Below are 25,732 nucleotides of genomic sequence, written 5' to 3'. Positions count from 1 at the left end.
GGGGGATCGGCGTCAGGCCTTGGTCGCCAGTTCCTCCAGGTGATCCATCAACGTCTGCGGCTTGAGCACCAGTACATCACTGTCCACCGCATCCAGGATCACCTCCGCCGTATTACCGATCAACGCCCCGGAAATGCCGGTGCGCCCCACCGTGCCTATGATGGTCACGGCCGCTTTCAATGTGTGGGCCAGGTGGGGGATCAATACATCCGCCGGGCCCTCCTCGACATGCAGGTGCGCGTCATCCACATCGAATTCCGCCTGGAACGCCTTGCACTGCTCCCGATAACGCGCCTCGATGGTTTCCTTGAGCTGGAACGTCGGGTCCGCCGCCGACAACATCGGCGACGGATGGGCGCTGATCACATGCAACTGCGCCTTGGCCAGGCTGGCGATGTCGAAGCCATGGTCGATGATCGCGTGATGCAGCTCGCGGTGTTCCCCGTCGTTGTTGCCCACATCGATCGCCGCCAGAATTACCCCGCCCGCCCACGGTGTGGACGTCTTGACCAGCAACACCGGCGTCGGGCACAAGCGCAACAGCTTCCAGTCCGCCGGCGTCAGCAGGGCCTTTTTAAGCGGGCTGTCGGGAAAGTGCTGCTTGATCACCAGCCCACAGCCTTCGGCCTGCTGCACATCGATAATGGTGTCATGCAGGCTTTCATTCCACGCCTGCTCGGTGGTCACGCTGTAACCGTCCTCCTGCAAGCCGGCCTTGAGCAGGCTCAACAGCGCCGAATGCTCGTGTTTCTTGTCGCAGACCAGCAAGTGCAGGTGCGCGCCGGTAACCCCGGCGATCAGCTTGGCGCGCTTGAGGGCCAGGCTTTCCGAATGCGCGGGCTCGATGACCACCAGGATGCTGCGAATGGCTTGCATGATCGGATCTCCAAAAGGGTGGGCGTGGAACAACTATAGTTGCTGCCCGCCAGACGTCATGTTGATGCACATCAAGGCCGGTGGCTGGTGGTCTGCGGCGCGGTGGGTATAATCGGCGGCCTTTTTATGATCCTTTGTCCGTGAGCCCGATGAACCTGCCCGAAATCCACGAATTCCTCGGTTGCCGAACCCCCGATGCCTGGGTGCAGGCCGCATTGGCCGATCAGGACACCCTGTTGATCGACCACAAGAACTGCGAATTCAAAGCGGCCAGCACCGCCCTGAGCCTGATCGCCAAGTACCACGCCCATGTTGACCTGATCAATATGATGTCGCGGCTGGCCCGGGAAGAACTGGTGCACCATGAGCAGGTCATGCGCCTGATCAAGAAGCGCAAGGTCGAGTTGCGCCAACTGCACGCCGGGCGCTATGCCTCCGGTTTGCGCAAGGTGGTGCGCAGCCACGAACCGGTCAAGCTGGTGGATACCCTGGTGGTCGGCGCCTTTATCGAAGCGCGCAGTTGCGAGCGTTTCGAAGCCCTGGTGCCGCATTTGGACGAAGAACTCGGCAAGTTCTACTTCGGCCTGCTGAAAAGCGAGGCGCGGCACTTCCAGGGTTACCTGAAGCTGGCCTACCAGTACGGCGACGCCAAGGACATCGCCCAGGTGATCGAGCGGGTGAGGGCGGCCGAGCAGGAACTGATCGAATCACCCGACATCGAGTTCCGCTTTCACAGTGGCGTGCCAGCCTGAGGCCACGGCCACACCGATCAAGGCGCTGATCCCGGTCAGTAGCAGGATCACCGTCTGCGTGCCCAAGGGCGCCGCCAGCACTGCAATCACCAGGCCCGCCAGCGGCTGGGCCAGGTTGTTGAGCAAGGTGATCACGCCGACGGTCTTGCCGAAGTCCTGCACTGGAATGACCCGCTGGCGGGTGCTGCGCAGGTACACGTTGAACATCTTGTCGAAGCCGGTGACCAGCAGGAAGCCCAGGGTGTATGCCCATAGGTTGGGACTGACCGCCATGATCAACGCGCCGGCGCCGATCATCGAGTAAGACAGCCCGCCCAGCACTTTCAAGGGCAGGGTGGCGCGCGCCAGGTAAAACAGAATCGCGATGGTCACTCCCGCGCCGGCCGCCTGCAGCAGGGCATAGGTGTCCTTGTCGGCAGCGTAGAGGCCGGTGACCATGGCCGCGGAGGTGGCCAGCGTCACGCCGATGATCAGGTTCACACCGACCGCCAGGGTAATGATCCGCTTCAGGTCCGCCAGGTTGCGGATATGCCCGAACGCGATGCGCAGCGGTTGCAGCCAGATATCCCGGTGCTGCTGATGGGTTTCCAGGCTTGCCGTGGTTTTACGCTGCCAGGCCAGCATCGCCAGGTCCGCCAGCACAAACAGCCCGGCAATTCCCAGCACCACCCAGTGCCAGGCCCACACCTCCAGCATCAGCGCGGCCACCAGCGGCCCCAGCACCAGCCCGCTCTGGTCGGCGATCTGCGAGTAGGAGAGGGTCTTGGCATAGCTGTACTGCTGGAAGACATGCGGCATCAGCACTTCGCGGGCCATGATACCCTGGGTCGTCAATACCCCGCATAACGCCGACAGCAGCACCAGCCAGTAGATACCGTCGAACATCCCATACAACGCCACCGCCATCACACAGGCCAGTGCCCGGTAAACCTGGCTGATATGCAGGATGCGCACCGGCGAATACTTGTCGCACAACGCCCCGCACACCGGAAACGCGAGATAGCGCGGCAGTGATTCGACAAAGAAGGCCAGCCCGGCCCAGGACACGCTGTGGGTGGTCTGGAACACGATCAGTGGCACGATAAACAACAGGATCTGGTCCGCCAGCCGCGACAGGAACAGCGAAACGAAGAACGCCAGGTAATCCTTGCGCATACAACTCCCTGTGGATGGCGTTAAAAAATGCAGGCTATTTGTTAAAAACTCTTAAAAGCATGAAGCTTCGTCGGCACCAACTGGCCAGTTGCTTTAGTTGACCAGCTTGCCACCTATAATGCCCGCTCTTCAATCCGTCTTTGCACACTGAGAACTTATGGAAAACCTGGGTCTGGGCAAGGTCCTGCTCGTTGAGGACGACGAGAAGCTGGCAGGGCTGATCGCGCATTTTCTGTCACAGCATGGCTTTGAGGTCCGCGTGGTGCACCGCGGCGATGAAGCCCTGGCGGCGTTCCTCGACTTCAAACCCAAGATTGTCGTGCTCGACCTGATGCTGCCGGGCCAGAGTGGCCTGCATGTGTGCCGCGAGATCCGCACGGTGTCCGACACCCCCATTGTGATCCTCACTGCCAAGGAAGACGACCTGGACCATATCCTCGGCCTGGAGTCGGGTGCCGACGACTATGTGATCAAGCCGATCAAGCCGCCGGTACTGCTGGCACGCCTGCGCGCCCTGCAACGTCGCCAGGCGCCCGAGCCGACGGTGCGCGGCGCCCTCGCGTTCGGCCGCTTGGCGATTGACCGCAGTTGCCGGGTGGTCAGCCTGGGGGACGAGCAGATCGACCTCACCACCATGGAGTTCGAGCTGCTGTGGTTGCTGGCCAGCAGCGCGGGCAAGATTCTTTCCCGCGACGACATCCTCAACCGCATGCGCGGCATTGCCTTCGACGGCCTTAACCGCAGCGTCGACGTGTACATCAGCAAGCTGCGCGGCAAGCTCAACGACAACCCCCGTGAGCCGGTGTGCATCAAGACTATCTGGGGCAAGGGCTATCTGTTCAATCCGTTTGCGTGGGAGGTCTAGATGCTGCGCCTGTTTCTGCGCCTGTATGTGATTCTGGCGATCGGCCTGGCGGGGGCGATCTGGCTGGTCAACTACACCTTCGACGAACTGCTCCCCGAAGCCAACGAGACCTATAACCGCGAAGCCATGCGTGGCCCGGCATACGGCTTGGTGGAGCAATTGCGGCCGTTGCCCGTGGAGCAGCGCGCCGCACGGCTGGCCGAGTTGCAGTCCCACTACGGCCTGCGCCTGAAGCTGGTGCAGAAGGATGCCCAGGCCCTCACCGAGCGCGAACAAAAGCTTCTGGAACAGGGCTTGCTGGTGGTGCGCGGCGACTTTATGGAGTTTCTCACGGCCATCGACGGTGGCCCGCAACTGCTGGAAATCAAACTGCCGGAAGAGCCCAAGTGGTTATACCTGTGGGCCTACGGTTTTCTCGGGCTGTGCCTGGCCATCGTCCTGTATTTCTGGGTGCGCCCGCACTGGCGCGACCTGGAACATATCCGCCTGGCCGCGCAGCGCTTCGGCGACAACGACCTCGGCTCGCGCATCCTGCTGCCGCGCAGCTCCACCGTGCGTGCGCTGGCCGGGCACTTCAACCAGATGGCCGAGCGCATCGAAAGCCTGATCGCCAACCAGCGCGAACTCACCAATGCGGTGTCCCACGAACTGCGTACACCGATTGCACGGTTATCGTTCGAACTCGACCAACTCAAGCAACAGGCCGACCCGCGCCAGCGGGGCGAATTGATCGCCGATATGTACGCTGACCTCGGCGAGCTGGAGGAGATGGTGTCCGAGCTGCTCACCTACGCCAGCCTGGAGCGCGGCGCCACTCAGGTCACCCGCGAGCGCATCGAGGCCCACAGCTGGCTCGACAGCGTGATCGGCAGCGTCGCGCTGGAGGCGGAGGCGGCCGGTATCCAGCTGACGTTGCGTACCTGCGAGGTCGACTTTATCCAGATCGAGCCGCGCTTCATGGCCCGCGCCGTGATCAACCTGCTGCGCAATGCCATCCGTTATGCCGAGCGCCGGGTCGAGGTGTCGCTGGTGAAGTTCGGCGAGGGCTACGAAGTGCGTGTGTGTGACGACGGCCCCGGCGTGCCCGAGGACGGCCGGGCCAGGATCTTCCAGCCCTTCATGCGCCTGGATGCCAGTCGCGACCGCCGCACCGGCGGCTTCGGCCTCGGCCTGGCGCTGGTGCAGCGGGTGTCGCAGTGGCATGGCGGGCACGTGCACGTGATGGATTCGGAGTGGGGCGGGGCGTCGTTTCGCATGACGTGGGCGTATGCCGAATAAGTATCCGGAGAACAATGGGAGGCAAATGTGGGAGGGAGCAAGCCCCTTCCCACATTTTCTGACGGGCTTACCCGGTCAAAAGGTGTATTCCAACACCCCCATCACCGAGGTCTGCAAGCGCCGCTCCACAATCGGGCTCTTGCCCGCGTCATCCGCCAGGTATTGCACATCCAGCAGGGTCGAGAACTGGGTGTGCTCGCTGATCGGCAGGCTCCACACCAGGTTCATGCCATTGCTGATATTGCCTGCACCGGCCTTGTAGGCCTTGAAGCGACTTTGCGCGGCCTGGCCGGTGGTCACGCCGTACCAGGTCTGCAGGTAATTGCGGTCACCAAAGTGACTGTTGAGGCTGGCATCGACCGATCCGTAGCGGCCGTCGTAGAGCGTGGTGCCCAGGCTCAGCTCCAGGTGGGTGAACGCCTTGCCGCTGTCCTTGTGGTCATCTTCCTTGAGCGCGTGTTCCAGGGTCGCGCCGGCAATCACGCCACCCAGGTTATAGCTGGCACTCACTCCCACTTGCGGGCGGGCCTTGATCTCGCCCATGCCCTTGAGCCGCTTCGAGCCGGCGTGCAGGCTATGATTCTTGTCCTTGCGTGAATGGCTGGCACCGATATAGGTGCTGAAGCTCAAGGCGTTGCCTTCATAGCCCCAGCCCAGACCTTTGTCGGTGTCGAGGAATATCCCCCAGGGGCTGACGACTTTGCCGCCCAGCACCGGCGCGGTCATGCGCTCATCGCTGCCGCTGTAGCGGGGCACGTTGGCCATGCCGGCCTTGAGGCTGTATTGCCAGTCTTCGGCAATTGCGCGGTCGGCAGCGGCCAGCAGGCACAGTGAGGAGAGCGACAGGTACAGGGGGGTTGAGCGCATAAAGGGTTCCATATGGGGGGGTTAGAAAGCCAAGGGTTTATAAGGGGAGCGGGTGCGTTTGAAGGCGTAGCCCGAAGCGCTGAGACCGTTGATCTGGCGGCTCACCGTATCGCCCAGGCCATAGCCGTTGCCGGCGAGGACGGCATGGGCGTTGTCGATGGGCAGCAGGATGTAGTCGGTCAGCGGTTCGTCGTGCAGTTGGCCGCGGATCACCAGGAAGCCGTCTTCCAGGCGCACGCTGATGCCGCTCAGGGGGGCGTCCGGCTCATGGGTGTTGAGCACTTGATAGGTGCCGATGGTGTCGGCCCAGGCCGAGGGCAAGGGCGGCGGTTCGATGCGCTCACCGATAGCCACGCGCTGGCCGTGGCTGCGGGCGGTGAGCATCTGGCGGCCTTGCACGCTGATCACGTCCAGTTGCACGCGGCCCAGTTCGCCGAGGTCCTTGAGCCAGAAGCCGAGCACTTTCTTCTGCGCGCGCAACCAGCCATCGTCGTCGCGCAATAATTCGAAGGTGTAGCCGGCCAACTCGCCCGACAGCCGCTGATCGTCATCCTTGATCCGGAACACGCCCCAGGCGGTGGCGTAGAAGCCGGCCAGGCGCCTGCGGTCGATGGCGGCCGGCACGTGGCGCAGTTTCAGGCCGTGGCTGGGCGCCTGGCAGTCGTCGGCGCAGACGGCGTGGCCGGTTTGCGCCTGGAGCAGCAGGCGCAGGGTGTCGGTGGCCAGGCCGGCCACCAGGTCTTCGGCGTTGCTGTCATTGGCCATGATGATCACGGCCAGTTGTTGGTCGGGCAGCAGGCTCAACTGCGCGGCAAAATCATCGCCGCCACCGCTGTGCTGGTAGGTGCGTATACCGGGGCCGACGGGTTCGTCACCGCATGGGGCGAGGAACCAGCCCAGGCCCATCTGGCAATCGAAGTCCAGCGCATTGCCGGTGTTCTGCTGGGTGAACATCGCGTCGATCGAAGCGCTGCCCAGCACGCGGTTGCCTTTGTAGACGCCTTGGGCGAAGAGCATGTGCACGTAATGCGCGAGGTCTTTCGGGCTGGCCCACAGGCCGCTGGCGGCGATGTCGCGCACCGGGGCATCGGTACTGGCAACGCCGTCCGTGTAGCCCAGGGCGCGGAACGCCTGCTGGCTGGCGGTGCCGACAAAACTCGACTGGTTCATTTCCAGCGGCTTGAGCAGGCTGTTTTGCAACTGGGCTTCAAAGCTTTTGCCGCTGCTGCGCTCGATGGCCGCGCCCACCAGGGCATAACCGAGGTTGGAATACGCCACCTGCGAGCCTGGCGGGCTGCTCAGCCAAACCCCCGACACGCGCATCGGCATCTGCCCCATGGCGTAGGTGCTGTGCAGGTCACGCAGGTGTTCACTGGGCAGGCCGGACTGGTGGCTGAGTAAACGCCGCAGGGTCACAGCGCGGTCGGCAGCGGCCTGGTCGTCATGAAAGCGCGAGCGCACGTAAAACTCGCGCAAGGTCTGCTGGATCGGCGCATCCAGCGCCAGCCGCTGTTGTTCCACACATTGCAGCGCGGCCGTGGCGGTGAGAAGCTTGGAAATGCCACCGGCACGGAACGCGGTGTTGGGCGTGACCGGCACGCCCCGGGCCTTGTCGGCCAGGCCGAAGCCCTGGGCCCAGATCAGCTCCTGGCCATTGACCAGGGCAATCGACAGGCCGGCGATATGCTCTTGGGCGATCGCCCGGGGAATGCGGGCTTGCAGGTAGCGGATGATCGCGCCGTAGTCACCCTTCTGAATGGGCGGTGGTGCCGGCGGTTGCCCATGGCAACCGAGGCTGCCCAGCAGGCAACCCAGCAGCGGAATACCGCGCAATCTGCGAAACATGAGGAGCACCCGAATGGCTGTTTGGATGCTCGAATGCTAGGGAAGGGCCGTCCAACAATCTTTGCGAGCTTTGTCGGGAAACTGTCAAAGACTGTTAACGGCTGAGCCCATGGCGTTCATGCCACTGCGCGATGGACTCTTCGGGGTATTCATCAAACTGCAGGTCGCCTTTGCGCACGCTGACTTCGACCCACGGCGCCTTCGAGCCCAGCATCAGGTGCGTATGCGCCGGCGGTACTGGCAACGGCGTGTCGATGGCCGAGGCAAACGGGTGGATCAGCTCCGGCCACTCCGGGCTGAACAGCCATAGCGCACTGCCGCACTGCGAACAGAAATGCCGCTCGGCGCTACTCGCATGGGCACGGCTGGCGCCCTCGGGTTTGAGCCGGGCGTGGTAGATCGAAATCTGTTTGCGCCCGCGCACTTGCAAGCTATTGGCATCCCCGGCCAGGTTGATCGCATAACCGCCGCCGCCCTGGGTCTTGCGGCAGATCGAGCAATAGCAACGCTGGTAAGGGTACGGGTGGGCGCTGGTGAGGCTGAACGTCACGGCGCCGCAGTGGCAGGATCCCTCAAGCTGCATCGGGGCTGACTCCTCTTGGGTTTATGTAACAACGCTTTGCTAATACCTTAGCCTCAGGCAAGATTCCTTGCTTTGGTTTCAGGGAAGACACCCATGATTGCTGAGTTGCACAGCGCTGCCGCGCAAATTCGCCATGCCGTGCGTGCGGCCACCGAAGGCCTGGTCGGGCGTGAGCAACTGGCCGAGCTGATTGTATTGGCCGCCGTGGCTCAGGAGCACATCCTGGTCATCGGGCCACCTGGCACCGCCAAGAGTGCCGTGGTGCGGCGTGTGGCGCAGTCCATGGGCGGGCGTTATTTCGAATACCTGCTGGGGCGCTTTACCGAACCCTCGGAATTGTTTGGTGCGGTGGACTTGAAGAAACTGCGCGAAGGCACCGTCGAAACCGACGTCAGCGGCATGCTGCCGGAAGCCGATATCGTCTTTCTCGATGAGGTCTTCCTCGGTTCGACCGCCATCCTCAACACCCTGCTGGGCGTGCTTAACGAGCGCCGCTTTCGCCGTGGACACACCCAGATCCAATGCCCGCTGCGCGTGTGTGTCGGTGCTGCCAACGGCCTGCCGGACGACGAAGCGCTGGCGGCGTTCGGGGATCGTTTCCTGTTGCACCTGTTTGTCGAGTCGGTGCCGGATAACCAGTTGGAGGCCATGCTCGCGGGTGGCTGGCAGTCGGAACAGCGGCCGGTGCAGCAGTTGCTCGGTTTGACCCAGTTGGACACCCTTGGCCATGCGCTGAAAAACGTTGACCTCAACCCCGTACGTCCGTTACTGGCCCAGGCTATCCGCCGCCTGCGTGAAGCCGGCATTCAGTTATCGGACCGGCGTATCGTCAAGTCTCAACGGCTGATCGCAGCGGCTGCCTTGCTGGGCGGGTGCCTGGAAGCCAGCGATGCCGACCTGTGGCCGCTGCTGTACGTGCTGCCGACCCAGGAAAGCCAGCAACACGGTCGTGAAGTGCTGCGCGACCTGTTTGCCGCCTCCAGTAACCGTCATTTGTTCAGTGCGGTGGAGGAAGCCACCTTGCAGCCGATGTCACGATTCAATCGCCTGTTGGAAACCGCCGAAGATTACCTGGCACGCACCGAGCCACCGGCGAGCCCGGCGCTGGAAGGCCTGCTGCGCGAGATTGACGCCAACTTCAACAGCCAGACCCTGCCTGAGCCGTTGCGACAGGTACGCGGGCAATTGGCGCGACTGCTGACGCCCACGCCATGAGTGCAGCGTTGCAGCGTTGGACCTGGCGCCCACGGCAGGTACCGACCGAGCCGCAGGCCGCTGTCGCCTGGGGTGACGCTGCTCGGCTTCTGCACGCGCGCTTGTTACAGCTGCCGGACGAACAGGCTGCGCGACTGCAAGCCACGGCCAGCGGTGAAGTGCTGGTGGTTACCGGCGCCGGTGTTGACCTGCCCTGGGTCGACGGGGTGGCCTACGCCGCACCGGGAGATGTCGCGCCAGGGCTGTGGTTGCCCACCAGTTGGGAGCCGACAGCTGCGGTAGATGTGCTGGGCCAGGCCCTGGCGGCACGCTTCAAACGTTCGCCGTTATTGCTGTGGCGTGAACCGCAGGCCGTGGTGCCGCTGGATCGCTTGCTGCCCGTCAGCCCCGATCATTTGCGGCGAATCGCTGCTCACTGGGGGATGCCCGATGCAACTGCCTGATGCCCTGCAACCCTGGCGGCAGTGGCTGGAATGGTTTGCGCCCGAGCACCTGCCAGTGTTCGCCGATCTGCTGGGCCGTCTCAACCCGCTGCTCGGCCCACTGCGGGGCAGGCAACAAGGCGGTGTGCCGGAGCCTGATGGCCTGGGCGACCTGCAACGCCGTGGCCCCTATGAGCGTCTGCTCTCCAGTGAATGGTTGCTGGCAGAGGAGGTACCCGATGAGTTTCTCCGCCGTGCGGTCGGGGGCGAGCATATGTTCCTCGCGCCCCAGTACCGTGCCCGTGAGGCCAACCGCCTGATGGTGGTGCTGTTCGACGCCGGTCCCTTGCAGTTGGGGGCCGCACGCCTGGTGCATATCGCATTGCTGATGCTGTTGGCGCGGCGTGCCGAAGAGGCGGGCGCCGAGCTGCGTTGGGGGCTGCTGCAAGGCCCGCCGGTGTTGCATGAACTGGATTCGCCGGCACAGATCAAGCGTCTGCTTAACGCCCGCACCTATGAAGGGGTGAGCGACAGCCATTGGTATGCCTGGCGCGACTGGATGGCCGCGCAGGATCGTCCTGTGGGTGAATGCTGGATGGTCGGGCAACGCTTGCCGGTCGCCGACGCCAGGCATTGCAGCCACCGGGTCCAGGTCAAGCGCAGCCTGGATGGGCGTAGCCTGTCGTTTGAGTTGCAGGCAGGCCAGACGCGACGGGTGTTGCTGCCGATGCCGCAGGCGCAGCACGCGGTGCAATTGCTCAAAGGGCAGTTCGATCACGAGGTCAAGGCACCGCCCGCCACCAAGACTGGTGTGGTGCCGCGCGTGGTCCTGACCTTGCCGCCGGTGATCTCAGGCTCCGGCAGCCATGTCGCCCTGCGCATGCTGGATGAAACCGGAATGGTGGTGATCAAGCTGCCGTCGAGGAACCAGAAAAAATCCCTCGAGGTGCGTCGGCGCCTGTGGTCAGGCCACCAACGCGCGCTGAGTATGAGCTTTCACTACCGCAGCCTGGGCGCGGTGCTCAGCAGTGACAACACCTTGAGCTTCTGGAACATACCGGGCATTGCCCCGATCGACAAACCACCCGCCGAACGACTGCACCTTCCTCCAGGCACCGCGACGTTCCTGCCCTCGGTGTGGTTGCGCAGTCAGAAAAGCGAACGGCTCTACCTGCTGGACAGCAAGGGCCGGCTCGCCTGCTGGCAAGGCGCGGTGCTCCGCGCTCCGGCGCGTGAGGGCTGCGAGATCACCGACAATGTCATCGGCCTGGCCCAGGTCGACACCTTGACCCTGGCCTACGCCCGCAGTGAAGGCGGGCAAGTCGTCGTGTATGCGGCTACGGGCGATGGGCTGAGGTCCGGTGGTTACGCGGTGGGTGCGGCCAATGGCGTGAGCCAGGTGCTGTTTGCAGGCACCGCCTATTGGCGGCAGTACTTTGGCGGCTGTGCACTGCTGGCCGATAATCTTGGCAGCCAACGTTGGCGCGTGGTCACCCACGACAGCTTCCCCTCGAAAAAAGCCCAGATCGACCTGGCCCCCGGCTGGAAGGCCATCGGCCTGCACCATGAGGTTGGCCCCCAGGAACTGCACGCGCTGGTACTGCTGGGCCCGAACCAGCACACCGTCGGTTTGTATATCGAAGGGCAGCAGCGTGTGCTGTTCACCACCTCGGCAGCGATTGCGCGGGCAACGTTCTGCCCGATGAGTGGCCTGGTTGCCGTTATCACCAGCGCCCGTGAACTGTTGGTGTATTCGGTGCCCGAGCGTGCCATGCGCCTGCAAGTGCTGTGTAACCAGGTCGCGTTGTTAACCCATGAGCGTGAGCATGCTTGAACAGGACGCAATGCTGATCAGGCGCCCGCTGCTGACGGGGCATCAACACATTGATGGGCTGTGGTTTTCCAGCGACCGCTTGGATTTGCACGAGCGCGCCGGCTTGATCCTCGAATACTGGCAGCCCGGCGCCCGTGCCTACCGCTTTGCCGACGGCGATGTGTTGCAGTTCGCGCGGCCTGAATCGGTGTTGTGCGAAACCCTGGTCGGTTGGCCGCTGGTGCGCCAGGGCCGTGGTTTGTCCTCCGCGCTGCTCGACCCGCAGGAGCTGCGGGCCTTGCCGGCTGCCGACCTGTGGCTGGTGCGTGGCAGCCAGGTGCAGGCCTTGCAGTTGCGCGATGCGCAGTTGCTGGCGCCTGGGCAGTGGCTGGATATCAGCGCCTGCACACTGTTGGATACCTTCGACTGCCATGCACCGGTACTGGAACCGGTGCCGCCGCTGCGGGTCACCGATGTGCGTGAGATTCTCGGCGGGGCACTGGGGCCCGTCAGCCCGGAGCGGGAAGGGGTGATGCAGGCGCTGATCGAACGTCAGCGCCATGCGCCGAAGAGCCCGCCGGCCAAAGCGACCGCGGCTGGCAACGGCGAGTGGGACTCACGCGAGCCAGCCTCGTTCCCGGCACTCAAGCTTGGCGCGACCTTGGCGCTGGTGACTGCTGTGCTGTGGATGGCCAACCAGGGTCAGCACGCGCCCTTGACACCCATGCCAACGCTGAGCAGCGACCAGGTTTTTGCGGTGGTCGGCGTGACGTTGGTCGGTGGGCTGTTCTTGACCGGCTTTTTATGGGGCCTGAACCGAGCCCTGCGGCGTGGGCGCACGCCAGTCTCCGGCACGCCAACAGCACCGGCCGCCCCAGGCATCGCTGCGCGCAGCGAACCGCGCCGGCACAAACCCGCTGCGTGGCGCCGCTGGCTGACCCGCCTGACCCTGCATTCGCGCTTGTCCACGTTGTATGGCAAGCGTCAGGCTGCTTATGTGCGGCGGATGCTCGAGATGTTCGAGGACGGCAATTTCGAAGAAGCCTTGCGCCATGCCATTCCCTTGAATGGTGAGCAGTCCGGTGACGAGCAGAGCTTTGGAACCCCCCAACGCCGCCAGGACCTGGCCCTGGACCGGCAAAACGGGGCAAGCCGTTCGATGTTCTTCGAAGAGGGGATGACCGAGCACCTGCGCCAGGTCTACCGCCAGAGCTATGAGCGCCTGGACCGCGCCGGGCGCATTGAAGAAGCGGTGTTTATCCTCGCCGAGTTGCTCAAGGAGCGTCAGCAGGCCCTCGATTACCTGGAAAAACACGCGCGCTATCAACAAGCCGCCGACCTCGCCCTGGCCTGGGATATGCCACCTGGGGTGATCGTACGCCTGTTGTGCCTGGCCGAGAACTGGCAGCGCGCCTTGCTGGTGGCGCGCCGTGACGATGCCTTCGGCGATGCGGTGCTGATGCTCCAGGCCAAATCACCGGAAACCGCCGACCGCCTGCGCCTGGAGTGGGCCGAAGCGTTGATCGCCAAGGGGTTGTGGCTGCAAGCGGTCGATGTGATCTGGAGCCTGCCGGCTGAACGCCCACGCGCCGCGCAATGGCTGCTCAATGCCGAAGCGGCCGGTGGGCGCCTGGCCATTGGCGCGTTGGTCAAGCGCGCCATCCTGCTGCCGGACACCCTGGAGGCGTACGGCGAATGGGTCGAAGACGTGCGTGACGACCCCGCGCGCGGCAGCGAGCGCGCCGCCCTGGCCGAGGCATTGCTGGAACATAAAGCCCAATCCTCGGCCCTGGCCTGGCTGGCAGGCGCTACCGTGCACGCGATTCTTGCCGACCAGTTCAGTGGGCACGGGCGTCTGAACTTCAATCAGTTGCAGGCGCTGGTCAAAATGAGTCGGGATAAATTGCTTCAGGCGGACTTGCCGGGCCAGGCGCTGAAACGTCCAGCCGTTGTGTCGCTGGACCGCGTGGGCAGCACGCTGGAGTGGTCCGCACCGGCGGCGGGCAATCGGCCGATCCTGGATGCCGTGCCCCTGCACGATGAGCGTTACCTGTTGGGGCTGGGCGAGGCCGGCGCGCTGGTGGTGGATGCGCAGGGCAAGACGCTGTTTCATTTTGCGGTGCCGGCGCAGCAGATTGTCATCGGCCACAGCCGCCAAGTGGCCTTGGCGCTGACGCGTCGAGACCGGCTGTGGCGTATCAGCAAGCTGGACCTGGTAAGCCGCACGGCCACGGACCTTGGTGTCTTGGCGCTGGACGTATTTGCCAAGGTGTTTGACGGCACTGCCTGGACCGTCGGCCGTGACCGGGAACTGAGGGTGGTGGACGTCGATCGTGGGTTTGAAACGTTATGGCACGTGGGCGATCTACCGGCACGGGTGCATGCCCTCGAGACGGATCAGCACAACGAATACCTGTGGCTGTTGGAAATGGGCGGGATCCTGGCGCTCTGGCATTATCGTTTGCCGGAGCGTCGCTTGATCAGTCGCGACCCTGGAATCGATGTCATAGAAGCGGATTTCGGGCTACCCAGTGCAACCGGTCAGGCGGCGCAATACTTGATCAAGTACGACAGTGAAGGGCCGCCGGTCCTCGTCCTGAAGCAGGGTGGGGCGCGCAAGGGCTATCGTTTGCCCGGCAACCTGCGGGAGGAGGAGTGGGATCAAACGGTCTGGCCATTCCTGTTCGAGGACTGGCTGCTGATTCGCTATGGCGTGGAGGAAGAGGCGACCCGTTGGCATTTCATTCATCGCGCCAGCGACCGGCTCTGCGTCAGCCTGCACTGGCCACAAGCGCAAGTCCAGGCGCGGCGCCTGGGGACGGACTGGCTGTTATTCGATGATCAAGGCCGCTTGAGCCACATCAACCTCGACCACGCCAGCCAGCACAACCTCACCCTGCATTGACCGTTTCCGGCATCAGCGTGGCAATCAATGCCCGTATGGTGCCGGGCAGTGCCTCAAGCTCCCTGACCAGAATACTGCGCTCACGAATCGCCCACGGCTCATCCAGCGTCACCGCCACCAGTTGCATGGTGCGGCTGTGCCGTACGGCGGCGGACTCGGGGATGATGCCGATGCCCACGCCCGCTTCGACCATCCGGCAAATCGCCTCGAAACTCGACACCTGGATACGCAGCGACAACTGCTTGCCCAACCGTTCGACGTGTTCACGCAGGAAGCTGAGCAAGGTGCTGCCTTCATGCAGGCCGATATGCTGATAGGCCAGGGTTTGCTCCAACGTGACCGAGGCTTGATCGGCCAAGGCGTGGCCGACGGGTACCATCAGCACCAGTTTGTCGGTGCTGAAGTGCAGCACCTGCAAACCCGCCGCCTCCACGGGGCCGGCGATGATGCCCATGTCGCTGGTGCCATCCAGCACGCCGCGCACGATATCGCGGGACAAGCGCTCCTGCAGGTCGACGGTCACGCCAGGGCGCTGGGACAGGAAGCCGGCCAGCACCTCCGGGAGGAACTCGGTGACCGCCGTGGTGTTGGCGAAGATGCGGATATGCCCGGCGGAATCCACGCCGTATTGGGTGAACTCACTCTTGAGGTAATCCACCTGGCGCATGATCAACCGCGCATGGTGCAGCAGCCGTTCGCCCGCAGGGGTGATCTCTACGCCACGGCTGTCACGGTACAGCAGGCGCGTGTCGAGCTGGCCTTCCAGCGCCTTGATCCGCGCACTCGCGGCGGCCGGCGAGAGGAAGGCGCGCCTGGCGCCCTGGGTCAGGCTGGGGGATTCGGCGATATGGATAAACAGGCGCAGGTCGGCCAGGTCGAAGTGCATGCAAAACTCCCGTATGAATGAACCCGGTAGATACCGTCCTATCCAACACCGCCCAAATCCCCGTAGCAGCTGTCGAGCGCAAGCGAGGCTGCGTAGGCCGCGACTCGGTCCTGAATCGACAGCGCGCCCGACGCAGCCTCGCCGGGGCTCGACAGCTGCTACGGGGATTGCGCGGTGCGGGATAAGACGGTATCTACGGATCTGGGCCGCGCGGGTGTTATGTCGGGGAAAGAGCGTTCAGCATAGCCGAACGCTGGTTTATTGAAATGCAAATTCTCAGAACGGGCCGGCGCTTGCATGATCCGGGGCAGACACTCACTGCCCGAGGACCTGTACCTGATGAGCGCTACTGACTGGATCGGCCGAAGCGAAACCGCCCACGACCACCTGAGCCATAACCTGCTCAAACGCATTGCCGCCACCTTTGGCGAAGCCGTCCCCGAGCAGGGCGCGGTCCTGCCGCCGCTGTGGCAGTGGTGCTTCTTCCAGGACCCGCTGCCGGAAAGCGCCCTGGGCGGCGACGGCCACCCGGCCCGTGGCGGCTTCCTGCCGCCGGCGGATAACCGTAATCGCATGTGGGCCGGCGGGCGTATCGAATTCCTGCACCCGCTGCGGGCCGGCGAGGCGGCAACCCGCGTGTCGACCATCACCCAGGTCGAAGAAAAGACCGGCCGCAGCGGCTCGCTGTTGTTTGTCACCGTGCGCCATGACTATGCCCAGGAAGGTCGCCTGGCGATCCGCGAAGAACAGGACATCGTCTACCGCGAGCCGACGCCGCCCAAGCCGGGCAGCGGCGAGGCCCTGGCCCAGGGCGAGTGGCAGGAAACCATCGACCCCACGCCGACCCTGCTGTTTCGCTACAGCGCCGTGACCTTCAACGGTCACCGCATTCACTACGACTACCCCTATGTCACCGGCACCGAAGGCTACGCCGGGCTGGTGGTGCATGGCCCGCTGATCGCGACCTTGAGCCTGCGCGCGTTTTGCCGCGCCCATCCCGAAGCCACCGTGCGGCGCTTTGCCTATCGCGGCGTGCGCCCGTTGATTGCGCCGCAGCCGTTCGCAGTGGGCGGTCGCATCAGTGAAACCGGGGCGGCGGCGTTGTGGGCCGGGAATACCGATGGCCTGGCGCAGACCGCTGAAGTGCATTTCGAATAAGCCAAGAACAACAGGCGGAGAGCCGTGAGATGAACCCGAATGACAACGAAGCACTCAATGCCATCCGCGACGGCGTGCGCGCCTTGTGCGCCGCATTCGACGCGGCCTACTGGCGCCGGATCGACGAAGAAAAGGGCTTCCCCGAAGCCTTCGTCAAGGCGCTGACCGACGCCGGCTGGCTGTCGGCGATGATTCCCGAGGAGTACGGCGGCTCCGGCCTGGGCCTGGCCGAAGCCTCGGTGATCCTCGAGGAGGTGAACCGCTGCGGCGGTAACTCCGGCACCGTGCACGGGCAGATGTACAACATGTTCACCCTGTTGCGTCACGGCAGCGAGGCGCAAAAACGCTTCTACCTGCCCAAGCTCGCCAGTGGCGAATTGCGCCTGCAATCCATGGCGGTCACCGAGCCCACCACCGACACCACCAAGATCAAGACCACCGCGATCAAGCGTGGCGACAAATACGTGATCAACGGCCAGAAGGTCTGGATCTCGCGGGTGCAGCATTCCGACCTGATGATCCTCCTGGCGCGCACCACCCCGTTGGCACAGGTGAAGAAAAAGTCCGAAGGCATGTCGATCTTCCTGGTCGATCTGCGTGAGGCCATCGGCAACGGCCTGACCGTGCAGCCCATCGCGAACATGGTCAACCACGAGACCAATGAGTTGTTCTTCGACAACCTTGAACTGCCCCTCGATAGCTTGATCGGCGAAGAGGGCAAGGGCTTCAAATACATCCTCGATGGCCTCAATGCCGAACGCACCCTGATCGCCGCCGAATGCATCGGCGATGGCCGCTGGTTTATCGACAAGGCCAGCGCCTACGCCCGCGACCGCGTGGTGTTCGGCCGGCCCATCGGGCAGAACCAGGGCGTGCAGTTTCCGATTGCCGAAGCCCATATCGAAGTCGAGGCGGCCGACCTGATGCGCTGGCGCGCCTGTGCGGAATACGACAGCGGCGTGAATGCCGGCGCCAGCGCGAACATGGCCAAGTACCTGGCGGCCAAGGCGTCCTGGGAAGCGGCCAATGCCTGCCTGCAGACCCACGGCGGCTTTGGCTTTGCCTGCGAGTACGACGTCGAGCGCAAATTCCGCGAGACGCGCCTGTACCAGGTGGCGCCGATCTCCACCAACCTGATCCTGTCCTACGTGGCCGAGCACCTGCTCGAGCTGCCACGCAGCTTCTGAGGGCCTGCCCATGAGCCATACCCAAGCCCTGTGTCGGTTCCTGGCCGACCTGGCCTACGAGCAGTTGCCCGAACCCGTGCTGGCGCGCACCGAAGACCTGTTCCTGGATTGGCTGGCGTCCGCGTTGGCCAGCCAGGGCGCGCACCCGATCCCGTTGTTCGAGCGCTATGCCCAGAAGATGGGCCCGAGCAGCGGCCCGGCGCAGGTGATCGTCAATGGCACCGGCAGCAGCGCGTATTTCGCCGCACTGGTCAACGGCGCCTCGTCCCACCTGGTGGAACAGGATGACCTGCACAACAGCTCGGTGCTGCACCCGGCCACCGTGGTGTTTCCCGCTGCCTTGGCCGCCGCCCAGGACCTCGGTAAATCCGGCCGTGACGTGTTGCTGGCCTCGGTGGCCGGCTATGAGGCCGGGATCCGCATCGGCGAATTCATGGGGCGCTCCCACTACCGCATCTTCCACACCACGGCCACGGTGGGCACCCTGGCGGCGGCCGTGGCGGTGGGCAAGTTGCTGGATTTCAATCAGGACCAGTTCATCCATCTGCTCGGCAGCGCCGGCACCCAGGCCGCCGGGCTGTGGGAGTTCCTGCGCGATGCCGCCGACTCCAAGCAACTGCACACGGCCAAGGCGGCCGCGGACGGTTTGCTCGCCGCGTACCTGACGGCGGATGGCCTGACCGGTGCGCGCAATATCCTCGAAGGCGACCAGGGCCTGGCGGCGGGTATGTCCACGGATGCCGAACCGAGCAAGTTATCGGCTGGCCTTGGTAGCCGTTGGGCGCTGCTGGAGACCTCGTTCAAGTTCCACGCGTCGTGCCGCCATACCCATCCGGCCGCCGATGCGTTGCTGGCGTTGATGCAACGCGAAGGCCTGGAGGCCGTCGATATCGCCCGTGTGGAAACCCGTGTGCACCAAGGCGCCATCGATGTACTGGGGCGGGTAAGCGTGCCGACCAGCGTGCATCAGGCCAAGTTCTCCATGGGCACCGTGCTGGGGTTGATCGCCGTGCATGGCAAGGCCGGGCTCACCGAGTTCCATGAATCGGCGTTGACCGATCCCGCCGTCGCCGCCTTTCGCGACAGGGTCAGCATGACCCTCGACCCCGAGGTCGATGGCGCCTACCCGCAGCGCTGGCTCGGCCGCGTCACCGTCACCACGGTTGACGGCCGCACCCTGCACGGCGCCATCGACGAGCCCAAGGGCGACCCGGGCAACACCCTGAGCCGTGCAGAACTGGCGGATAAATTCCAGCGCCTCGCCCGGTTCAGTAACGCTCGCACACCGGCCCAGGCCGCCGCATTGATCGCCAAAGTCTGGGATGTGCGCAACGCCGCGTCCATGGCCCACTGGCTCTGAGGAACTGTCATGACTGACCCACGACCGCTGGACGGCATCACCGTTGTCAGCCTGGAACACGCGATCGCCGCGCCCTTTTGCACCCGTCAACTGGCCGACCTCGGCGCCCGCGTGATCAAGATCGAACGCCCCGGTGCCGGTGATTTCGCCCGTGGCTACGATGAGCGCGTGCGTGGCCTGGCCTCGCATTTCGTGTGGACCAACCGCTCCAAGGAAAGCCTCACCCTGGACCTCAAGCAGGACGACGCCGACGCCATCCTCGACAGCCTGCTGGCGGATGCCGATGTGCTGGTGCAGAACCTTGCACCGGGCGCGGCGGCGCGCATGGGCCTGTCGTTCGAGGCGCTGCATGCACGCTTTCCACGGCTGATCGTCTGCGACATTTCCGGCTATGGCGAAGGCGGGCCCTACGAGAAAAAGAAAGCCTATGACCTGCTGATCCAGAGCGAGGGCGGCTTTTTGTCGGTGACCGGTGGCCCGGGTGACGAGCAGATGGCCAAGGCCGGTTGCTCCATCGCCGACATCTCCGCCGGCATGTACGCCTACAGCGGCATCCTTTCCGCGCTGCTGTTGCGCGGCAAGACGGGGCAGGGCAGCCGCATCGACGTGAGCATGCTCGAAAGCCTGGTGGAATGGATGGGCTACCCGATGTACTACGCCTTCGACGGTGCGCCTCCACCCCCGCGTGCCGGCGCGGCGCATTCGACCATCTACCCCTACGGGCCGTTTCCCACCGGTGACGGCGGCACGGTGATGCTCGGTTTGCAGAATGAGCGCGAATGGGCGGCGTTCTGCGACAAGGTGCTGCTCACGCCTGGGCTGGCGACGGATGAGCGCTTCGGCGCCAACTTCAAGCGCTCGGCCAACCGCGAGGCGCTGCGCCAGATCATCGTCGACAGCTTTGCCCAACTGGATGCCGAGGCCGTGATCCAGCGCCTGGAGGACGCGCAGATCGCCAGCGCCCGCGTCAACGATATGCAAGGCGTGTGGGACCACCCGCAGCTCAAGGCCCGCGACAGTTGGCGTGAAGTTGCAAGCCCTGCCGGGCCGTTGCCGTCGCTGTTGCCGCCGGCACGCAACGGGGCGTTTACCCCGCGCATGGACGCCGTGCCGGCGCTGGGGCAGCACAGCCAGGGCATCCTCGAGCAGCTCGGTTACTCCGGCGATGCCATCGACAGCCTGCGCGCGCGCGGCGTTATCTAATAAGGAAGTCCGTTATGCCAAACCCTCTTGTGCGCTCTGCGCTGTTTGTTCCCGGCAGCCGACCGGAGCGATTTTCCAAGGCGCTGGCCAGTGGCGCCGACGCCGTGATCGTGGATTTCGAAGACGCGGTGGAAGAGCCGCTCAAGCGCCAGGCGCGGGATAACCTCGGGGCGTTCCTGCAAAGTCACCCGCAGGCCCGGGTGTGGGTGCGCATCAACGCGCCGGAACATGCCGAGCATTTTGAAGATGTGGCGTTCTGCAAAGCCCACGTCAACGTGGCAGGTGTGCTGTTGCCGAAAGTGGAAAGCGCGGCCCAGGTGGCGGTGGTCGCCGCTGCGGGCAAAGTGATCTGGCCGATTATAGAAAGCGCACGGGGCTTGCTGGCGGTGGCCGACATCGCGGGGGCGCCGCAGGTCGAACGCCTGTCATTCGGCGGCCTGGACCTGGCGCTGGACCTCAACTTGAGCAGCAACTCCCCGGCCGCGCAGTTCGCCCTCGACCAGGCACGCCTGGCGCTGATCGTGCATTCCCGCGCGGCTGGCCTGGTGGCGCCACTGGATGGCGTGCACCCGGCCATCGACGATCCTGAAGGCCTGCGCCGTTCGATCCGGCATGCCTATGAAATGGGCTTTGCCGGCGCGTTGTGTATCCATCCCAGGCAGGTGGCGGTGATCCATGAAGCGTTGGCGCCCAGCGCCGCCGACCTGGCCTGGGCACGGCGGGTGGTTGACGCCGGGGCGCATGGGGCGGGGGCTTACCAGATTGATGGGCAGATGGTGGATGCGCCGGTGTTGTTGCGGGCGCAGCGGTTGCTCGCACAGTTATAGCTGACGGAACCGAATCAAATGTGGAGGGGGAACTGCATTTTTCTTGAGGTTGGTGTTCGGCGTGGCCGAACGCAGGTATCAAAAATTCGAAATTCACTACACGCGTCATATCAGGCACCTTGCCCTACAACACAACAATAAGAAGGTGATTTTCCATGCTCAAGCTTTCTCGGGCGCTGTTCTGCGCCGCCACCTTGTTTGCCGCGGGCCTGGCCCAGGCGGCGGACCCGATCGTGATCAAGTTCGCCCACGTGGTCGCTGAAAACACCCCCAAGGGCCAGGGCGCGTTGCTGTTCAAGAAGCTCGCCGAAGAACGCTTGCCCGGCAAGGTCAAGGTCGAGGTGTACCCCAACTCGTCACTGTTCGGCGACGGCAAGGAAATGGAAGCCCTGCTGCTGGGCGACGTGCAGATGCTGGCGCCGTCCCTGGCCAAGTTCGAGCAATACACCCGGCAAGTGCAGATCTATGACCTGCCGTTCCTGTTCAACGACCTGGCCGCCGTCGACCGCTTCCAGGCCGCCGAGGGCAAGCAACTGCTGACCTCGATGCAGAGCAAGAACATCCTCGGCCTGGCCTATTGGCACAACGGCCTCAAGCAACTCTCCGCCAACAAGGCACTGCATGAACCCAAGGACGCCCGTGGCCTGAAGTTCCGCGTGCAGGCCTCCAGCGTGCTGGAGGAGCAGTTCAAGGCGATCCGTGCCAACCCGCGCAAGATGAGCTTTGCCGAGGTGTACCAGGGCTTGCAGACCGGCACCGTGAATGGCACCGAGAACACCTGGTCGAACTATGAAAGCCAGAAGGTCAACGAAGTGCAGAAGTACTTCACCGAATCCAACCATGGCCTGATCGACTACATGGTCATCACCAATGCCACGTTCTGGAACGGCCTGCCGCCGGACATCCGCGGCACCCTGGAGCAGGTCATGGTCGAGGTCACCGTCGAGGTGAACAAACAGGCCGAAGCGCTGAACCAGTCGGCCAGGCAGAAGATCGTCGAGGCCAAGACCAGCGAAATCATCGAGCTGACCCCCGAGCAACGCCAGTTGTGGCGCGAAGCGATGCGGCCGGTGTGGCAGAAGTTCGAAGGGGAAATCGGGGCTGATCTGATCAAGGCGGCGGATGCCTCCAACCATTGAATCCGGTTTCCGCCCTGACATCTCATTTGCTTTCGCGAGGTTTTGCCATGCAAACGCTAAGGCGCGTCTGGGAGCACCTGGAGGAAGGCTTTATTGCCTTCCTGCTGGCGGCCATGACCCTGGTGACATTTGTTTACGTCATGCTCAACAACATCTACACGCTGTTCTTTGCCCTGTCTGACAAGTGGGCGTGGAGCAGCACGTTCTTCGGCGCGCTGGGCGACCACACCATGACCTGGGCCCAGGACATGACCTGGAGCGTGGCGCTGACCAAGGCCATGTTCGGCTGGCTGATTTTCTTCGGCATTTCCTATGGGGTGCGCACCGCCGGCCACCTGGGGGTGGACGCGCTGGTCAAGCTGACCCGGCGTCCGGTGCAGCGCGTGCTGGGCATGCTCGCCTGCCTGTGCTGCCTGGCCTATGCCGGGCTGTTCATGGTCGCCAGCTACAAGTGGGTCAGCGCGGTGATGACCGCCCATATCGGCGCCGAAGACCTCGACCAGTTCGGTATCGACGTGGGTGACATTGTGATCATCGTGCCCATCGGTTTTGCCCTGGTGTTTATCCGCTACCTGGAGATCTTCTACCGCATCTTTACCCGCCGTCAGGTCGGGTTGGGGCTGGCTGACGAGGCCGGTGAGGCCAGCAAATTGGCAGGCAGCCATGGGGAGCGTCACTGATGGCCGTGCTCTGTCTGTTCCTGCTGTTGTTCGTGTTCATGTTCCTCGGCGTGCCGATTGCCATTGCGCTGGGTTTGTCGGGCGCGGTGTCGATCCTGATGTTCAGCCCGGACTCGGTCAGTTCCCTGGCGATCAAGCTGTTCGAAACCTCCGACGCCTATACCTTCCTGGCGATCCCGTTCTTCCTGCTCTCCGGTGCGTTCATGACCACCGGCGGCGTGGCGCAGCGGCTGATCGACTTTGCCAACGCCTGTGTCGGGCATATCCGTGGCGGCCTGGCGATTGCGGCGGTACTGGCGTGCATGCTGTTTGCGGCGCTGTCCGGCTCATCCCCGGCGACGGTGGCGGCGGTGGGTTCGATTGCGGTGGCGGGCATGGTGCGCTCCGGTTACCCGAAGGAATTCGGCGCGGGGATCATCTGCAACGCCGGCACCCTGGGCATCCTGATTCCGCCGTCGATCGTAATGGTGGTGTACTCGGCGGCGACGGAAACCTCGGTGGGCAAGCTGTTCATGGCCGGGGTGATCCCGGGCTTGCTGCTGGGCCTGATGCTGATGGTGGCGATCTACATTGTCGCGCGCATCAAGAAGCTGCCGGCCCAGCCACGGGCGACGTTGGGTGAATGGCTGGGCTGTGCGCGCCGCGCCTTCTGGGGCCTGTTGCTGCTGGTGATCATCCTCGGCGGCATCTACAGCGGCATGTTCACCCCCACCGAAGCGGCGGCGGTGGCGGCGGTGTACTCGGCCTTTGTGGCGTTGTTCGTCTACAAGGACATGAAGCTGCGCGACTGCCCCAAGGTGCTGCTGGAGTCCGGGCGCCTGGCGATCATGCTGATGTTTATCATCGCCAATGCCATGCTCTTCGCCCATGTGCTGACCACCGAGCAGATCCCCCAGGAAATCACCGCCTGGGTGCTGTCCGAGGGCCTCACGCCGATTGGCTTTTTGATCATGGTCAACGTGGTGCTGCTGATCGCCGGCAGTTTCATGGAGCCTTCGGCCATCGTGCTGATCCTGGCGCCGATCTTCTTCCCGATCGCCATGAAGCTGGGCATCGACCCGATTCACCTGGGCATCGTGATGGTGGTCAATATGGAAATCGGCCTGGTGCACCCACCGGTGGGGCTGAACCTGTTCGTCACCTCGGCGGTGACCGGGTTGACGCTGGGGCAGACCATTCGTGCGGCGTTGCCGTGGCTGATGATCCTGTTGGTGTTCCTGATCATGGTCACGTACTTGCCGTTTATCTCGCTGGCCTTGCCGCACTGGTTGGGGATGTAGCGCGGGTCAGCAAGTGACTCACTGTAGGAGCGAGGGGGACGCCTAGTTCTTGCTCGCGAAGAACTCAGGGCCACCACGTTTATCGAGAATGAACGCGTTGCCTGGGCGTTTTTCGCGAGCAAGAACTAGGCGTCCCCCTCGCTCCTGCAAAGTGTCTTAACTGACTGGTATTGGGGCTTGCCCCTCCCACATTGGTTTTGCGTCAGGCTCTATTGGTCCAGTGCACTCAAGATTGCATGGGCGACCTTTACCCGTTCGGCATTCGGGTAGTTCTTGTTCGCCAATATCACCACGCCCACTCCCTTGCTCGGCACGTACGCCACGTAGGCGCCAAACCCATTGGTGGAGCCGGTCTTGTTCACCAGGGTGTCGGCGTGGGGCGCCTGGGGCGGGGTCAGCCAGTTGACCGCGTGCGGTTCCATTGCCATGGGTGTGGAGTTGCCGGCCATCAACCCATCGAGCGGGATGGGGTAGGGGTACATTTCCCAGCCCAGGCCCTGGGTCATGCCGTCCACGCTGTAGTAACCCGTGTGAGTCACGCTGATCGCCTGCTGCAGGGTTTTATCCAGCGTCGCCGGGTGCATGTTCGCGTCAACGTACTTCAGCAAGTCCGCAGCGCTGGTCTTGATGCCGTAGGCCTCGCTGTCCAGGGCGCCGGGGCCGACGCGTACCGGTTTGCCATCTTTGCCATAGCCTTGGGCGTACAGGCTCATCTGGCTCTGCGGCACCTTGATGAAGGTGTGCTTGAGCCCGAGTGCGGGCAACAGGGTCTTTTCCATCGCCTGATCGAACGGCTGCTTGAGGCTCTGCGCCGCCAGGTAGCCGAACAACCCCAGGCTCGGGTTGGAATACAGGCGCTGGGTGCCAGGGGCGAAGTCGGGTTGCCAGTGCTGGAAGTAGCTGATCATGCGCTGGGTGTTATCCGCATTGGCGGGGAATTGCAGGGGCAAGCCGCCGGCGGTGTAGGTGCCGAGGTTGAGCACGCTGATGTGGTCGAACTTGCCGCCGCCCAGTGCCGGCAGGTAATGGCTGGCCGGGTCGGAGAGCGTGAGTTTGCCGCTGGCTACCGCGTAACCGGCCAGGGTCGCGGTGAAGGTCTTGCTCACTGAACCCACTTCGAACAGGGTGTTTTCGCTGACCGGCTGGCGGGTATCGGTGGCGGCGATTCCGTAGTTAAAGTATTGCGCCTTGCCGTCCCGCACCACGCCGACCACCAGGCCGTTAATCGACTGCTGCTGCATCAGCGGTTTTACATTGGCATCCACCACCGCCTGCAGGTCGGTGGACGCCAGGCAGTTGCCGGCGGCGATAAACACCGCGAGGGCGGTTAAATTACGCACGCCAGACAGTAAATGTTGGGGCATGATAACGCTTCCATGAGAATGATCGATTGAATAAAGAGCCTGCGCGGGCGAGGCAAATGTAGGCCGTTCGCC

22 protein-coding genes are annotated in these 25,732 nt (G+C 63.8%); 15 read left to right on the top strand and 7 right to left on the bottom strand.

Features of this window, described 5'->3' with window-relative positions; all coding sequences use genetic code 11:
• Positions 1-12 precede the first annotated feature (12 nt).
• The gene (locus tag Q8X51_RS23315; protein ID WP_027608548.1) at positions 13-876 is read right to left on the bottom strand and encodes a universal stress protein; all 864 of its coding nucleotides are present in this window, start codon (positions 874-876) and stop codon (positions 13-15) included.
• Positions 877-1,025: 149 nt separating this feature from the next.
• Here Q8X51_RS23315 and Q8X51_RS23310 point away from each other — a divergent pair, with 149 nt between their 5' ends.
• A complete protein-coding gene (locus Q8X51_RS23310; protein WP_027608547.1) occupies positions 1,026-1,628 on the top strand; it encodes a tRNA-(ms[2]io[6]A)-hydroxylase in 603 nt (200 codons plus the stop codon).
• Here the strand turns inward: Q8X51_RS23310 and Q8X51_RS23305 are convergent.
• Positions 1,584-2,783, bottom strand: coding sequence for an MFS transporter (locus Q8X51_RS23305; RefSeq protein WP_407694175.1), 1,200 nt, complete (start codon positions 2,781-2,783; stop codon positions 1,584-1,586). The genes Q8X51_RS23310 and Q8X51_RS23305 overlap by 45 nt on opposite strands.
• A gap of 157 nt (positions 2,784-2,940) precedes the next feature.
• Here Q8X51_RS23305 and Q8X51_RS23300 point away from each other — a divergent pair, with 157 nt between their 5' ends.
• Both Q8X51_RS23300 and Q8X51_RS23295 read left to right on the top strand, forming a co-directional pair.
• On the top strand, positions 2,941-3,648 hold the full coding sequence (locus tag Q8X51_RS23300) for a response regulator (RefSeq protein ID WP_065928008.1): 708 nt from the start codon (positions 2,941-2,943) through the stop codon (positions 3,646-3,648).
• Positions 3,649-4,926 (top strand): ATP-binding protein, encoded by a 1,278-nt coding sequence (locus tag Q8X51_RS23295; RefSeq protein ID WP_065948241.1) that lies wholly within the window; start codon positions 3,649-3,651, stop codon positions 4,924-4,926. It begins immediately after the preceding gene.
• A 75-nt stretch (positions 4,927-5,001) separates the two neighbouring features.
• Here Q8X51_RS23295 and Q8X51_RS23290 read toward each other — a convergent pair whose 3' ends face one another.
• The 3 genes from Q8X51_RS23290 to Q8X51_RS23280 all read right to left on the bottom strand — a co-directional run bounded on the left by Q8X51_RS23290 (position 5,002) and on the right by Q8X51_RS23280 (position 8,221).
• Complete coding sequence (locus tag Q8X51_RS23290; RefSeq protein ID WP_323145994.1) at positions 5,002-5,793, bottom strand: MipA/OmpV family protein; 792 nt, start codon at positions 5,791-5,793, stop codon at positions 5,002-5,004.
• Positions 5,794-5,814: 21 nt separating this feature from the next.
• Complete coding sequence (locus tag Q8X51_RS23285; RefSeq protein ID WP_137212543.1) at positions 5,815-7,638, bottom strand: serine hydrolase domain-containing protein; 1,824 nt, start codon at positions 7,636-7,638, stop codon at positions 5,815-5,817.
• A gap of 94 nt (positions 7,639-7,732) precedes the next feature.
• Positions 7,733-8,221 (bottom strand): GFA family protein, encoded by a 489-nt coding sequence (locus Q8X51_RS23280; protein WP_065928012.1) that lies wholly within the window; start codon positions 8,219-8,221, stop codon positions 7,733-7,735.
• Between the two features lie 93 nt (positions 8,222-8,314).
• On the opposite strand from Q8X51_RS23280, the gene Q8X51_RS23275 reads away from it, so the two are divergent.
• Genes Q8X51_RS23275 through Q8X51_RS23260 form a run of 4 tightly spaced genes read left to right on the top strand, consistent with a single transcriptional unit; the run spans position 8,315 to position 14,576 of the window.
• Positions 8,315-9,436, top strand: a complete 1,122-nt coding sequence (locus Q8X51_RS23275; RefSeq protein ID WP_137212545.1) for an AAA family ATPase — start codon at positions 8,315-8,317, stop codon at positions 9,434-9,436.
• Positions 9,433-9,879, top strand: coding sequence for a bpX5 domain-containing protein (locus tag Q8X51_RS23270; protein ID WP_027608539.1), 447 nt, complete (start codon positions 9,433-9,435; stop codon positions 9,877-9,879). Before Q8X51_RS23275 ends, Q8X51_RS23270 begins: the two co-directional genes overlap by 4 nt.
• On the top strand, positions 9,866-11,692 hold the full coding sequence (locus Q8X51_RS23265) for a hypothetical protein (RefSeq protein ID WP_065928015.1): 1,827 nt from the start codon (positions 9,866-9,868) through the stop codon (positions 11,690-11,692). Before Q8X51_RS23270 ends, Q8X51_RS23265 begins: the two co-directional genes overlap by 14 nt.
• Positions 11,685-14,576 carry a bpX6 domain-containing protein gene (locus tag Q8X51_RS23260; protein ID WP_407694174.1) on the top strand — a complete coding sequence of 964 codons (2,892 nt, stop codon included), beginning with the start codon at positions 11,685-11,687 and terminating at the stop codon, positions 14,574-14,576. Before Q8X51_RS23265 ends, Q8X51_RS23260 begins: the two co-directional genes overlap by 8 nt.
• On the opposite strand, the gene Q8X51_RS23255 is transcribed toward Q8X51_RS23260, so the two are convergent.
• The gene (locus Q8X51_RS23255; RefSeq protein ID WP_065928017.1) at positions 14,563-15,462 is read right to left on the bottom strand and encodes a LysR family transcriptional regulator; all 900 of its coding nucleotides are present in this window, start codon (positions 15,460-15,462) and stop codon (positions 14,563-14,565) included. The two genes, Q8X51_RS23260 and Q8X51_RS23255, sit on opposite strands and share 14 nt — an antisense overlap.
• A gap of 339 nt (positions 15,463-15,801) precedes the next feature.
• Here Q8X51_RS23255 and Q8X51_RS23250 point away from each other — a divergent pair, with 339 nt between their 5' ends.
• The 8 genes from Q8X51_RS23250 (at position 15,802) to dctM (ending at position 24,296) form a co-directional block, all read left to right on the top strand.
• On the top strand, positions 15,802-16,620 hold the full coding sequence (locus tag Q8X51_RS23250; RefSeq protein ID WP_330214563.1) for an FAS1-like dehydratase domain-containing protein: 819 nt from the start codon (positions 15,802-15,804) through the stop codon (positions 16,618-16,620).
• A 29-nt stretch (positions 16,621-16,649) separates the two neighbouring features.
• Entirely contained in the window at positions 16,650-17,807 is a 1,158-nt protein-coding gene (locus Q8X51_RS23245) for an acyl-CoA dehydrogenase family protein (RefSeq protein WP_407694173.1), read from the top strand.
• A 10-nt stretch (positions 17,808-17,817) separates the two neighbouring features.
• The gene (locus tag Q8X51_RS23240; RefSeq protein WP_065928019.1) at positions 17,818-19,167 is read left to right on the top strand and encodes an MmgE/PrpD family protein; all 1,350 of its coding nucleotides are present in this window, start codon (positions 17,818-17,820) and stop codon (positions 19,165-19,167) included.
• 9 nt (positions 19,168-19,176) lie between these two features.
• Positions 19,177-20,370 (top strand): CaiB/BaiF CoA transferase family protein, encoded by a 1,194-nt coding sequence (locus Q8X51_RS23235; protein ID WP_407694172.1) that lies wholly within the window; start codon positions 19,177-19,179, stop codon positions 20,368-20,370.
• Positions 20,371-20,384: 14 nt separating this feature from the next.
• Positions 20,385-21,197, top strand: coding sequence for an HpcH/HpaI aldolase/citrate lyase family protein (locus tag Q8X51_RS23230; RefSeq protein WP_074846965.1), 813 nt, complete (start codon positions 20,385-20,387; stop codon positions 21,195-21,197).
• A gap of 155 nt (positions 21,198-21,352) precedes the next feature.
• Positions 21,353-22,336, top strand: a complete 984-nt coding sequence (locus Q8X51_RS23225) for a TRAP transporter substrate-binding protein (protein ID WP_065928022.1) — start codon at positions 21,353-21,355, stop codon at positions 22,334-22,336.
• A 47-nt stretch (positions 22,337-22,383) separates the two neighbouring features.
• The gene (locus tag Q8X51_RS23220; protein ID WP_065928023.1) at positions 22,384-23,016 is read left to right on the top strand and encodes a TRAP transporter small permease; all 633 of its coding nucleotides are present in this window, start codon (positions 22,384-22,386) and stop codon (positions 23,014-23,016) included.
• Positions 23,016-24,296, top strand: coding sequence for a C4-dicarboxylate TRAP transporter large permease protein DctM (gene dctM, locus Q8X51_RS23215; RefSeq protein WP_065928024.1), 1,281 nt, complete (start codon positions 23,016-23,018; stop codon positions 24,294-24,296). The genes Q8X51_RS23220 and dctM overlap by 1 nt, the downstream gene beginning before the upstream one ends.
• A gap of 209 nt (positions 24,297-24,505) precedes the next feature.
• Here the strand turns inward: dctM and ampC are convergent, their stop codons facing one another.
• A complete protein-coding gene (gene ampC, locus Q8X51_RS23210; protein WP_065948248.1) occupies positions 24,506-25,660 on the bottom strand; it encodes a class C beta-lactamase in 1,155 nt (384 codons plus the stop codon).
• Between the last annotated feature and the right edge of the window lie 72 nt (positions 25,661-25,732).

The organism is Pseudomonas sp. Yb2C2 (genome assembly GCF_052112325.1).
GTDB lineage: Bacteria > Pseudomonadota > Gammaproteobacteria > Pseudomonadales > Pseudomonadaceae > Aquipseudomonas > Aquipseudomonas marginalis.
This window is presented reverse-complemented; position numbering and strand designations above follow the sequence as displayed.